This is a genomic window from Kribbella sp. NPDC023855, assembly GCF_040639475.1.
GTDB lineage: Bacteria > Actinomycetota > Actinomycetes > Propionibacteriales > Kribbellaceae > Kribbella.
Window position 1 is genome coordinate 130,659 of the sequence record NZ_JBFAAA010000008.1, and the last position, 12,196, is coordinate 142,854.

Below are 12,196 nucleotides of genomic sequence, written 5' to 3' on the forward strand. Positions count from 1 at the left end.
TTCGTAGTACGGGGGCTCAGTCGGCGAGGGCGCCCATCGGGTCCCAGGCGGGGAGGACGATCGGGTCCTCGTCGAGGCGGGCCTGCAGGTCGGCCGGGAGGGCGCTCTTGCGGACGGCGATCTCGAAGACGTGCTCGCCGAACCACGAGTCGTTCATCGTCCAGAAGCCGTTGTCGGCCTTCTCGTCGCCCCAGCTGTTCTCCACCCGCCAGCGGCGCGGCTTGCCGTCGACCAGGTCGACCCCGGTGAACAGCATCGCGTGCGTCATCAGCGTCTCGTGGTGCAGCAGCCGCTCGGCCTTGTCCAGGCTGAACTCGGTGTCGTAGACGGCGCCCAGGTCGTACAGGTTCGCGTCCCAGTAGCCGAGGTCGGCCGACATCTGCTTGCCGACGTCGCAGCCGAACCAGACCGGCTCACCGCCGACGATGGCGTCCTGGGTGAGCTGCTTCATCAGGTCCATCTCGACGTTCAGGTAGACCACCGGCGGGGCGTCGATGACGTTGCCCAAGTAATCGACGGTGAACGTCCGGCCGGTCGGGCTGGACTCGCGCGGGTCGTGCACGATGCAGACGTACTCGTCGACCGGCAGCGTCACGTACGCCGCGGCGAACTCGGCCGGGGTGGTCCAGCCGTCGCGGTGGAACTCCTTCTCGCTGTCCTTCCACTGCCACAGGAACTTCTGCGGTGGCGTGCCGAGGTGGATGCTCAGCACCCGGTGGATCGTGGTCAGCAGTTCGCGCTTGTGCGCCCGCTGCGCCTCGACGCCGGACAGCCCACGCAGGTCGCGGGCGCCCTGGCGGAGCAGCTTGCGCAGGGTGTCGTTCATCTGCGCGGTGGCCGACGAACTCTCGGTCTCCGGCATCGCGGACTTCGGCACCAGGCCGTGCTTGCGGACCAGCGCGACGAACATGTTCCACTGGCCACCGTCACCGATCGGGTCGGACAGCAGGTGCGCCACGGTCCGGTCGTCGACGTCGCGGTCGGCGGTGTCGATCATCGCCTCGAGGAAGAAGTTGGCCCGCTCGAACTTGTCCCAGAACAGCAGGTAGTTCTGGGAGAACTCGAAGTCCTTGACGCCGAGCTTCGCGGCGGCACCGGGACGGAGCAGGTTCAGCCCGGCGAACAGCCAGCACCGGCCGCTCTTCTTCTGGTTCGTCACCTTCCAGTCGTCCAGCAGGTTCGACACGGAATGGTCGATCGAGGTGACGATCTGGCGATCCAGGGCGATCTTGGCGATCGGCGTCTCCGTGACGGCGTTCTGCATCACCCGGTACTGCGGGTTCGACGCGAACTCCTTCTCGAAGAGCGCGAGCTGTTCGGTGGTGAGATTCCGCTCCATGAGAGTCGACGGTATAACAGCGGCAAAGCCCCCTGCTGCTCTGCCGGGGTGGCGAATGTGTGCCCTGGCCGGAACCCGCCATCCGCCTCACCCGAGACCTCACCCGCGGCCTCACCCCGGCGTCACTCGATCAAACCCAGTTGGTAGGCCCGGACGAGCCGCCGCGGCACCCGCAGTTGCCGGCCGTTGACCGTGATCGGCACCAGGTCGGCCGGCGTGGCCTTCCACTGCGCCCGCCGGCTGCGGGTGTTCGACCTGGACATCTTGCGCTTCGGTACCGCCATGACCCATCTCCTCTGCTCGGCTGAACAGCGGCTATGCTAGTTGAAAATGATTATCAACAGCAAGGAAGGCTCTGGCGATGGCACGACGTGACAAGGCGGCCGACGGACGCGGACGCAAGCCGAAGCAGAACCCGTTCAAACGCGACGGCATCGAGTTCGTCGACTACAAGGACACGGCGCTGCTGCGGAAGTTCATCTCCGACCGCGGCAAGATCCGCTCCCGCCGGGTCACCGGCCTGACGGTGCAGCAGCAGAAGCAGATCTCCCGGGCGATCAAGAATGCCCGGGAGATGGCCCTGCTGCCCTACAGCTCCACCACCCGCTGATCGGGATCAGTGCCAGAAGACGGCGATGATCGCGTTGAGCAGGGTCAGGCCGCCGATGGTGAACAGCATGCCCCGGCTGATCGACGGGCGCTTGCGGTGCAGAAAAACCAGCACCGTGATGCCCAGGACGACGAGCAGCTTCACGCCGATTTTGGTGTTGTCGACGGTGAAGTCGTCGTCCTTGACCCCGGACGCGATACCCACCAGCAGAACACCCGTCACCAGTTGGGTCAGCGCCCCATGCAACATAGCGTTGTTAACCACCGGCCGAGCCGCCTTCAACTGAACGAAGAACCCCCCGAACAACGCAGCAAACCCAACCAGATGAAGCAACGTCAGCACATCGCGCACAAAATCCATGCCGTCACTCTAGGCAGTGCTCCGGGAGGTTCGGCGGCGGGTAGGCCACTGCGACACCTGAGCAGTCCTTCGATCCGGCGCAGACACAAGCAGGCGACCTGAACGCGCGGCACCGAGCCCTGGCCACAGGCCGACGCGCTCTATCCTTTGCTTTTGTTTTTTGCTTTTGTTTTTTGCTTTTGTCAGACCAGGCGGCGGTCGGTTGCCCAGCGGGTTAGTTCGTGGCGGTTGGAGAGTTGGAGTTTGCGGAGGACCGAGGAGACGTGGGTTTCGACGGTTTTCACCGAGATGAACAGCTCGCGGGCTACTTCCTTGTACGCGTAGCCGCGGGCGATCAGGCGCAGGACCTCGCGCTCGCGCTGGGACAGCCGGTCCAGGTCCTCGTCGACCGAGGCGATGTCGATCGCGCCGGAGAACGCGTCCAGGACGAAGCCGGCCAGCCGGGGCGAGAAGACCGCGTCGCCGTCGGCGACCCGGCCGATCGCGTCGACCAGCTCGGTACCGCTGATGTTCTTGGTGACGTAGCCGCGGGCGCCGGCCCGGATCACGCCGATCACGTCCTCGGCCGCGTCGGACACCGACAGCGCGAGGAACTTGATGTCCGGGTGCCGCTGGTGCACCTGCTTCATCACCTCGATGCCACCGCCACCGGGCAGGTGCACGTCGAGCAGCACCACGTCCGGCTCGGTCCCGGCGATCGCCTTCACCGCGGACTCCACGTCGGCGCCCTCGCCGACGATCTCGACCGAGGCGCCGATCTCGCTGCGCACGCCTGCCCGGAACATGTCGTGGTCGTCGATGACCACCACTCGCCTCTGCGTCATCTGTCCATCTCCAGTCGCACTTCGGTGCCTGTCTCCGGGCTCGACCGCACTGTTGCGCGGCCGCCGTGCCGTTCCATCCTGCCCATCACGCTGTGCCGCAGCCCCAACCGGTCCTCCGGCACCCCGTCGGTGTCGAAGCCCTTGCCGCGATCCCGGACGAACATCTCGGCCCGGTCCCCGTCCACCTCGACGAACACGTCGATCTTGTCAGCTCCGGAGTGCTTCGCGGCGTTCACCATCGATTCCCGCGCCGCCCGGACCATCGCCGACAGTCCCTCGGTCAGGTCGCAGTCGCCGACGGTCACCACCTCGACCGGTACGCCGTGCGAGTCCTCCACCTCGGCAGCAGCCCGCTTGGCCGCGCCGGACAGGGTCTGGTCGGTCTTGTCATCCTCGTCGTACAGCCAGGACCGCAGGTCGCGCTCCTGCGCCCGGGCCAGCCGTACTACGGCCCGCGGGTCGCTCGCCTGCTTCTGGATCAGAGCCAGTGTCTGCAGCACCGAGTCGTGCAGGTGAGCGGCCATGTCCGCGCGCTCCTGCGAGCGGATGCGCTCCCCGCGCTCGGCGTTGAGGTCACGGGTGAGCCGGTGGACCCAGGGGCCGGCGATGACGCCGATACCGACCACTGCCAGCAGCAGAGCGACCAGTACGTCGCCAACCATCGACAGCCGGCCGTTCTGCACCAGGAACACCGTGATGGCGGTCCCGATGAGGATGAGCCCGACAGCTACCCGGATGACCGACTTCAGGCCGCCCTTGCCGAACAGCGCTCCGAGGGTCGGCGCCTTCGTCGTCCAGGCGAGCTTCTGACCCTCGTCGGCCTGCCGCCAGATCAGTGCCAGACCGGTGCCTGCGAAGACGAGCGGCCAGAACATCTTGCCGGCGATACCGATCCCGGCCACGTTGAGCAGCAGGAGGACGCCGACGGCGACAACAGCGAGCGCGGTCAGCTGGCCGCGGTTCTTCTCCTTGCGGCGCTCCTTGGAGGCCGAGGTGATCGGTGGCGCCGGAGTCTCGGGCCGCATGCCCTTCCGGGTCGCCGCGGCCAGGCCGGGCGCGTTCGGACCGGTCGGGATCTCCAGCGGCATCAGAAACCACAGCGCCGCATAGATCAGTACGCCGAACCCGCCGAACACTGTCGCGGCGATGAAGACCAGCCGGACGACGGTGTCGGACACGTTCAGGTGGTCTGCGATACCACCGGCCACACCACTCAGGACGCGGCCGTCAGCCCGCCTGTAGGCCCGGCGTACCGGCGGCGGCTCGTTACCGGGCGGCTGCTGCTGGCCGGGGGCGCCGTACTGCGGACCTTGTGGCCCGTACTGCGGACCTGGCGGGCCGTACTGCGCGCCTGCGGGGCCGTACTGCGGACCGGCGCCGTATTGCGGTCCCTGGGCATACGAACTGCCGACCGGTCCCCCAGGAGTCGGGGGCCCGCCCGTGGGCGCGGCAGCAGCTGGCTGTGTCATCCCCACGATCGTCACATGCCGGCAGCCCGCAGACCAGCAGGCTTCTCCCCGGCTGACTCCTCAACAGCCGCTCCCCGCGCTCAGGGTCGGGCCGGGGACAACCCCTAGCCGAGCGGGCCCGGACGGCGAGCCGGGGTCCACGCAGGGGTATCCCCGATGTTCTGCGCGGCCGGGAGGGGACAGTATCGATGGCATGGAGCAGAACTCGAGCGGGGGATTCGACCGCGAGCAGCTGAAAGACGTGCAGAGTTGGCGTCGCAGCCGGTCCGACCGGATGCTCGCCGGGGTCTGCGGCGGCATGGGCCGGGCGCTGAACGTCGACCCCGTGCTGATCCGGGTCGTGATGGCAGTACTGATCCTCAGCGGCCCCGGCATCATCTTCTACCTCGCCGCCTGGATGCTGATGCCGGGCGAGGGCACCGACCGCTCCGCCGCCCAGGGCCTGCTCGGCGACAAGGTCCGGATCGACCACCCGTGGCTGTGGCCGATCGTGATCGGCACCTGCGTGTTCTTCGCCATCGCGATGATGTCGTCGTTCAACTTCGGCAAGATGGTCCCCGGCCCGCTGGTGGTGCTCGCACTGCTCTGGCTGTTCGTCTTCCGCCGCAAGGGCCACAACTGGAGCAGCTGGGGTCACCGCAGTAACGGCTCGAACGGCAGCGCTCCTGCTCAGACTCCCCCGCCCAGCGGGCCGCAGTACAGCGCGCCCACCCAGAGCGGCCCGCCTAGTCCCCCGGCGGACCAGGCGTCCCCGGCCACGCAGCGCCCCCAGGACCGGGTGACCGAGCCGGTCCAGCCTGTGTGGACCGAGGACGACCCCCTGGGCCTGTACGTCGACGAGCCGCCGGCCAGAACCGCCACGGCCACTCGCACAGCCGCGGCCCCGCCGGTGAAGGGGGTCAAGGGCCTGAAGCCTGCCATCGTGCTGGCGACGGGGGTGGCGCTGTCAGTCGCCTATCTGTCGGAGGCGTCGACCACGACGACCCTGACCATCGGGCTGATCACGCTCGGCCTGGGCATGCTCCTCGGCGGGTTCGTGGGCAAGACCCTCGGGCTGCTCCCGCTGGGCATCCTGCTGGCGGCCTGCATCGCGGCAAGCACAGTCTTCCCCTCCGTACCGCGCAAGTTCGCCGACACGAACTTCGTCGCCACCCCGCAGAGCACGGTCGGCCCCACGAACATGACGCACCAGTTCGACGCCGGCACGGTTCACCTGGACCTGACCAAGGCGGTCTTCCAACCGGGCGCCAAGGTGGTCGTCGACGGCGGCGTCGGTGACGTCGTCGTGAAGCTGCCCGCGAACGTCGACGCGGTCGGCACCGTGCTGACCGACACCGGCGAGGTGGACGCCTTCACCGTGAAGAAGGGTGGCCAGGATGCGAAGATGACGCTGAACGACCTCGGTGCCGACGGCAAGATCGGACCGGCGTCGGTCGTCCTGGACCTGCACCTCAAGCTCGGCAGCATCAGGGTGGAGCGCGGATGAGGAAGACAAAACCGGACGTCCCCGGCATCATCGCCGGCACCGTCCTGTCCGGCGGCGCCACGATCCTGATCCTCAACGACAACGGCGTGGTCCAGACCGACGACCTCGGCCTCACCGCGGCCCTGCTCCTGGTCGCCGCCGGCATCATCGGCCTAGCCGCCTCCCAACGCGGCTAACTCGCCGACTCTGGCCTGTTCCCAGCGCAGCTAATTCGCCGGCCCTACGGTTCCCAGCGCAGCTAATTCGCCGGCCCTGGCCGGTTCCCAGCCCGGCTGATTCGCCGCCGGGTCGCTTCCCAGCGCGGCTAATTGGCTGGCCCTCGGCGGATTCGCTCTCCTAGAGTGCGGGACGTGTCGGGTCCTGAGGCAGACAGAAGCAACCACCGCTGATCCGGCGGGCGCGGACCGCCCCGTCGGTTACTTCGATGGTTGCGGAGTCTTCTCGCGATGCCTTTCCTGCTCTACCTGCTCGGCCTGGCCGTTTTCGCCCAGGCGACCTCCGAATTCATGCTCTCGGGGCTGGGCCCCGACATCTCCCACGACCTCGGCGTCTCCCTGCCGGCGACCGGCTGGCTGACGTCCGCCTTCGCGATCGGCATGGTCGTCGGCGCCCCGGCGATCGCCGTCCTCGGCAGCCGCTGGCCCCGCCGTCCCGCGCTGCTGCTCACCCTGAGCCTGTTCCTGGTGGTGCACGTGATCGGCGCCCTCACCAGCAGCTTCACGATCCTGCTGATCACCCGGATCGTGGCCGCCATGGCCAACGCTGCCTTCCTGGCCTTGGCTCTGACCACTGCCACCACCCTGGTCCGGCCGGACGCCAAAGGGCGAGCAACGGCCATCCTCCTGAGCGGCACCACACTCGCCTGCATCGCCGGCGTCCCCGGTGGCGCCCTACTAGGCCAGTACTACGGCTGGCGCAGCGCCTTCTGGGCAGTAGCCGCCATCTGCCTCCCTGCCCTCATCGCCGCGGCCTACCAACTCCCCAGCACTCCCCCCACTCCCTCACCACCTCGTCGCAGAGGCCTGATCAGCAACGACCTGGTCCTCCGGTTGTCATTGGGTGCCCTCGTCAACGGCGCGACCTTCTGCAGCTTCGTCTACCTCGCCCCGGTCATCACCGAGACAGCGGACTTCGGCGCGGGCTGGGTACCGGTGATGCTTGCCCTCTTCGGGATCGGGTCCTTCGCCGGAGTCACCGTCGCCGGGCGGCTGGCCGACAAATGTCCCCTGCGGGTGCTAGCGGTTGGCGGCACCGCCTTGCTGGTCGGGTGGTGCGCCTTCGGGTTGCTGGCCGCAGTACCGGCTGCTGTTGTGGTGCTGGTCCTGGTGCAAGGCGCCCTGTCGTTCGCGGTCGGGTCGACGCTGATCGCGTTGGCGCTCTACGCGGCTGCCGATCTCGGAGTACTGGGAGCGGGTCTTGCCACTGCCGCGCTCAACGTCGGGGCGGCCGTCGGGCCGGTGCTGGGTGGGCTCGCGATCGCCGGTTTCGGCTTTCGGGCGCCGTTGTGGGTCAGCGCCGCACTCGTGGCGGCGGCTGCTGGGCTAGTCTTGTTGACCGCCCGATCAACCGGTTTCACTGCCGGTGACGGGCACCCGAGGGATCCGGTGAGCGGGTCCCGTTGAAGGTCTACGGGAGTTGAAGAGATGGTGCGCGGCACCGTGAAGTGGTTCAACGCCGACAAGGGCTACGGCTTTCTGGCCGTCGACGGCCAGGACGACGTGTTCGTCCACTGGAGCAAGATCGTCTCCGACGGCTACAAGACGCTCGAGGACGGCCAGCAGGTCGAGTTCGAGGTAGTTGACGGACCCAAGGGCCGAGAGGCCGACGCGGTGAAAACCCTCTGACCCAGCGCTGTGCCCAACGCTCGGCCCAGCGCTCTGACCCAGAGCTCTGACCCAGCGCGGCGAGCCCTGGCCCGGCCGGACCGGAGTATCGGCCGGGCAGGGCTTTTCCACACCTGCGCGGAGCGTGGCCAACCGGTAACCTGACCTCTCACCGTGGGAGGGGTACCAACGTGACGGACGAGCCGGTGCAGGTGATCCGCAAGCTCGAGCAGGCGCTGGCCGACGACGACTTCGCCTGGACGATGGTGCTGGTCGGCGAGGACCAGACGGACAAGCTGGCCACGCTGACCGGCGACCTGCGTGGTCCGTACTCGCGGACCGGCGACGGCAAGCAGATCACCTCCGGCTTCTCCTACTGGGGGATCGGCCCGACGATCGCCTGGGCGAACGCGACCAACGACCCGTTCTACCTGGTGATGAAGGCGGGCGCGGAGTCGTTCCTGCGGCACTGGCGCCGGATCCGCCCGCACGTCGACCAGGGCGGTTTCCACTTCGTCAGCCTCGGCGTCGGGACCGGCGTGAAGGACCGCACGATCCTGGCCGACCTGTACCAGCAGAACCCGGACATGTTCTACATCCCGATCGACATGAGCTCGGAGATGCTCCGGATGGGCAGCCAGGAGCCGGTCCGCGGGGTCGGCTTCCCGATGGCCCAGGTGCTGCCGCTGCAGATCGACTTCTCCATCGACCACAACGTGAAAGAGGTCGGCCAGTTGCTGGCCCGGCTGGTCGGCGACGAGCCGATCCTCTACACGCTGACCGGCAACACGCTGGCCAACTTCGAGAGCGACCTGGACCTGCTCGCCACCATCACTCGCGTACTACGCCCGCAGGACCGCCTGCTGCTCGAGGTGGCCAGCACCAGCAGTCTCGACCAGGAGGCGGCGAAGGCGGCCGCCGACGAGTACCACCAGACCCGTGCGTTCGCGGAGTTCGTCACCAGCGCCCTGCGGTACAACACGGACCTGCGGATCGACAGCGAACTGATCGACTTCCGCGGCGAGGTCGAGGACGACGACGCGTTGCTGGTCAAGATCGTCTGGCAGAACACCACCGACGCCCCGATCACGATGGGCCTGCCCGACCACACCCAGGTGGTGCTCGAGCCCGACGACACGATCCTGCTCTACACGACCCGCAAGTTCTCCACCGAGCGGCTGAAGAAGCTGACCGCCGCGTGCGGCCTGGTCGCGATCGAGCACGCCCACTCCGGGTTCCGCTACGCGCGACGGCCCAGCCCGTTCGGCCTGGACCTGCTGCTGCTGGCCAAGGGCACCGCCGGCGATACGGTCAACACCCTCGCCGACGACATCTGGGCCCGATGACCGGTCCGCCTGCCGTCCGGCGCGACCGGTGGCGGGTGCTCGCGCGGCTGCGGGTCCTGACCGGCGTACTGCGCGCAACGCGGGGCGATGCCCGGTGGGCGGCGTACCGGCGGACTGTGGTGACGGCGGTCAGCTACGGGTTGCTGGCGGTCGCGTTCGTGCTCGGTGTGGTGTGGTTCTTCTGGCCGGACAACAGTCGCTGGGAGCCGGCGGTCAACTCGCTGACTCTGGTGGCCGGGTTGACCGGCATCTTCGTCGAGCGGCTCAGCGCGGAGGCGGAGCGGCGTACCGGCGTACTGCGGGCTGTGGCTGACGAGTTGCAGGAGAACACCCGGTTGCTGGCCGACGAGCGGTTCTCGCCGCGGACACCGACGCAGCGGCAGGTCTATCCGCGCCTGGTCGTCTCGGCCGTTGATCTCGCGCTCGTGTCGGGCGCCCTCGTCCGGCATCGCGACGCCGAGCTGGTTACCTTGCTGCATCGCTGGCGGGACACCGTGCACCTGTTCAACCGGCGCCTCGACCTGACCGAGATCAGCACCTTCTCCAGCACGATCTCCGCCGAGGAACTGGCCGCCTTCCACCGCGCGCTGACCCGGGAGAACAGTTACTTCGCCGCCACCCGCGAGATGCTCGAAACGCTGCTGAAGCGCCTTCCGAATCCCTGAGGTCGTTTATCGGGCGGGGCCGATAAACGACCGCCAGCTTCTGCAGCAAGCGGCAGCAGCCGAGATCTTGACGCGACAACGACCGACGGCTCTACTTTCGGACAAGGCCGTTATTCGCTCCTCTGTGGGAGGCGTCGCCGATGCGACCACCGCGTGCGCTCCTGACCATCGCCCTCGCCGCGCTGCTGACGGTTCCCCTGGCGGCGGCCGAAGCCGGCCCGAGAAAGCAGGCCCCGCCAACCGTCGTACCGGTCGAGTCGGCTCCACCGACTGTTGTACCGCTGGGGATTCCGCTGTCCGACCTGCTGCTGATCGGCGGTACGGTCGCGCCCGGTCCCGACGCCGGGAAGGCAGCGATCTGGAACGTCTCCACCGGCAAGCCGGGCTACCTGAACGCCATCGATCCGGCTACCGGAGCCACCTTGATCTCGGCTCCGCTGCCGGGCGCTGACTCGGGGTACGCCGTCACTGCGACACCGGACGGGAGCATCTACGCCGGCACCTACATCAACGGGCATCTCTACCGCTGGCGTCCCGGCAGCGGCAACACGGTCGAGGACCTCGGCCCCGCGATCCCCGGCGAGAGCTATATCTGGCGGATAGCCTCTGACGAGCAGGGCAACGTCTACGGCGGCACGTACCCGAACGGCAAGGTCTTCCGGTACGAGGCCGCCACCGGCACTGTCCGCGACTACGGCCAGATCATTCCGGGCCAGCCCTACGTCCGGAGCATCGAGTACGCGAACGGCAAGGTGTACGCCGGTACGCATCCCGACGCGCACCTCGCCGAGCTGGATCCGGTCAGCGGAGTGGTGACCGAGATCCCCACCCCACCAGGGATTCCGGACATCAAGAACCTCACCGTCCACGACCTCAACGTCCGGGACGGCCGGCTCTACGCGCGCTACGGTTCGGCGTACCCGGGCCGGCTCTTCGTCTACGACCTCGCCACCCGCACCTGGGTCGACGAACTCCCCGGGGCCCACGGCCTGGACGTCTCACCGGCCGGCGACCAGGGCGAGATCTACCTGATCCAGCAGAGCGAACTCAAGCGCTACGACCCCGTCACGAAGACCTCGACCGGCACCGGTCTGACCTTCACCGGGCGGATCCAGAACACCCGGTCGATCGGCTGGGCCGAGCTCGGCCTGCCGGACTATCCGGGCAAGAGCATCGTCGGGACGCTGTGGCGCGGTGAGCTGTTCCGCTACAACCCGCAGACCGGCAAGTCCAGCATCATCCAGGCGCAGGTCCGGCGCGAACCGATCGACATCATCTCGATTGCCGGAGGCAAGCAATCGGCGTACGTCGGCGGCTACCTCAACGGCGGGGTGTCGGCGGTGGATCCGGTCACCGGCGCGGCGACCTTCAACCGGTTCTCCCAGACCGAGGCGATCCTGGAGGCGTCCGACGGCCGGGTCTGGCTCGGTACCTACCCCGAGGCGCGGCTGTACTCCTGGGACCCGAGCCAGCCGTGGAGCAGCCCGGAGTACTCACCCGGACCACCCGGTACGCCGGACAACCCCAAGCTCCGGGCCAACCTCAAGACCGAACTGCAGATGCGCGCCCGGGCCCTGGTCGAGGTCGACGGCAAGATCGCCGTCGGCACCGTGCCCGAAGGCGACCGGCTCGGCGGCGCACTGGTGATCCACGACCCCGCGACCGGTACGACGCAGACCTTCCGCAACGTCGTCCAGGACCAGAGCGTCTTCGGCCTCGCCGCCGACCGGAACATCGTGTACGGCGGCACGTCGATCACCGGCGGTCTGGCCACGACTCCGCCGACCCGCACCGAGGGCACCGTCTTCGCCTGGGACGTGCGGCACTCCCGCAAGCTGTGGGAGACGCCCATCGCGGGCGCCGGGACGGTCAACTCGGTCGCTCTCGGTCCCGACGGACTGCTGTGGGGCGTGGCCGGCAAGACCATCTTCGCGGTCGACACGCTGCGAGGCCGGCTCAAGCGACGGTTCGATCTGGGCACCACCAACGCCGGCGGCGACATCGTTGCCACCCGCGACGCCCTGTACGCCGGGATCGACGGCAACCGGATCTACAAGCTGGCTCCCTGGCAGCGCACCACCCCGCCCGTCTTCGTCACCCACCCGAACACCCGATTGGCGGTCCGGGGCAACAGTCAGTTGCTGATCACAACCGGGCCACATCTGTTCACGGTCCGTCTAAATCGTTGACAGGCCGAAAGTCGTCCCAGTACTTTCGGCCTGGGCCGTTATTACTCGGACAGTCCATCCGCCGGTTCATCTCTGGACAGAGGGG

At 68.1% G+C, this 12,196-nt stretch carries 13 protein-coding genes; 8 read left to right on the forward strand and 5 right to left on the reverse strand.

All coding sequences use genetic code 11. The features are described 5' to 3' along the window. Positions 1 to 16 precede the first annotated feature (16 nt). Positions 17 to 1,339 (reverse strand): C1 family peptidase, encoded by a 1,323-nt coding sequence (locus AB0F51_RS26205; protein WP_360284228.1) that lies wholly within the window; start codon positions 1,337 to 1,339, stop codon positions 17 to 19. Positions 1,340 to 1,461: 122 nt separating this feature from the next. Then, positions 1,462 to 1,623, reverse strand: coding sequence for a 50S ribosomal protein L32 (gene rpmF, locus AB0F51_RS26210; protein ID WP_360284229.1), 162 nt, complete (start codon positions 1,621 to 1,623; stop codon positions 1,462 to 1,464). A 77-nt stretch (positions 1,624 to 1,700) separates the two neighbouring features. Between rpmF and rpsR the strand changes: the two genes are divergently transcribed. Continuing rightward, a complete protein-coding gene (gene rpsR, locus AB0F51_RS26215; protein WP_360284230.1) occupies positions 1,701 to 1,949 on the forward strand; it encodes a 30S ribosomal protein S18 in 249 nt (82 codons plus the stop codon). 6 nt (positions 1,950 to 1,955) lie between these two features. Here rpsR and AB0F51_RS26220 read toward each other — a convergent pair whose 3' ends face one another. The 3 genes from AB0F51_RS26220 to AB0F51_RS26230 form a co-directional block, all read right to left on the reverse strand. Further along, positions 1,956 to 2,309, reverse strand: a complete 354-nt coding sequence (locus AB0F51_RS26220) for a hypothetical protein (RefSeq protein ID WP_360284231.1) — start codon at positions 2,307 to 2,309, stop codon at positions 1,956 to 1,958. 182 nt (positions 2,310 to 2,491) lie between these two features. Then, positions 2,492 to 3,133 carry a response regulator transcription factor gene (locus AB0F51_RS26225; protein WP_360284232.1) on the reverse strand — a complete coding sequence of 214 codons (642 nt, stop codon included), beginning with the start codon at positions 3,131 to 3,133 and terminating at the stop codon, positions 2,492 to 2,494. Next, complete coding sequence (locus tag AB0F51_RS26230) at positions 3,130 to 4,602, reverse strand: PspC domain-containing protein (protein WP_360284233.1); 1,473 nt, start codon at positions 4,600 to 4,602, stop codon at positions 3,130 to 3,132. The genes AB0F51_RS26225 and AB0F51_RS26230 overlap by 4 nt, the downstream gene beginning before the upstream one ends. Positions 4,603 to 4,795: 193 nt before the next feature. Here AB0F51_RS26230 and AB0F51_RS26235 point away from each other — a divergent pair, with 193 nt between their 5' ends. The 7 genes from AB0F51_RS26235 (at position 4,796) to AB0F51_RS26265 (ending at position 12,111) form a co-directional block, all read left to right on the forward strand. Continuing rightward, entirely contained in the window at positions 4,796 to 6,088 is a 1,293-nt protein-coding gene (locus tag AB0F51_RS26235; RefSeq protein ID WP_360284234.1) for a PspC domain-containing protein, read from the forward strand. After that, the gene (locus AB0F51_RS26240) at positions 6,085 to 6,264 is read left to right on the forward strand and encodes a hypothetical protein (protein WP_360284235.1); all 180 of its coding nucleotides are present in this window, start codon (positions 6,085 to 6,087) and stop codon (positions 6,262 to 6,264) included. Before AB0F51_RS26235 ends, AB0F51_RS26240 begins: the two co-directional genes overlap by 4 nt. Positions 6,265 to 6,534: 270 nt before the next feature. Continuing rightward, a complete protein-coding gene (locus AB0F51_RS26245; protein ID WP_360284236.1) occupies positions 6,535 to 7,710 on the forward strand; it encodes a Cmx/CmrA family chloramphenicol efflux MFS transporter in 1,176 nt (391 codons plus the stop codon). A 21-nt stretch (positions 7,711 to 7,731) separates the two neighbouring features. Then, the gene (locus AB0F51_RS26250; protein ID WP_360284237.1) at positions 7,732 to 7,932 is read left to right on the forward strand and encodes a cold shock domain-containing protein; all 201 of its coding nucleotides are present in this window, start codon (positions 7,732 to 7,734) and stop codon (positions 7,930 to 7,932) included. Between the two features lie 170 nt (positions 7,933 to 8,102). After that, positions 8,103 to 9,257, forward strand: coding sequence for an L-histidine N(alpha)-methyltransferase (locus AB0F51_RS26255; protein WP_360284238.1), 1,155 nt, complete (start codon positions 8,103 to 8,105; stop codon positions 9,255 to 9,257). Then, the gene (locus tag AB0F51_RS26260) at positions 9,254 to 9,922 is read left to right on the forward strand and encodes a hypothetical protein (RefSeq protein ID WP_360284239.1); all 669 of its coding nucleotides are present in this window, start codon (positions 9,254 to 9,256) and stop codon (positions 9,920 to 9,922) included. Before AB0F51_RS26255 ends, AB0F51_RS26260 begins: the two co-directional genes overlap by 4 nt. A 140-nt stretch (positions 9,923 to 10,062) precedes the next feature. After that, positions 10,063 to 12,111: a hypothetical protein gene (locus AB0F51_RS26265; protein ID WP_360284240.1), complete on the forward strand. Its 2,049-nt coding sequence runs from the start codon at positions 10,063 to 10,065 to the stop codon at positions 12,109 to 12,111. Positions 12,112 to 12,196: the final 85 nt, after the last annotated feature.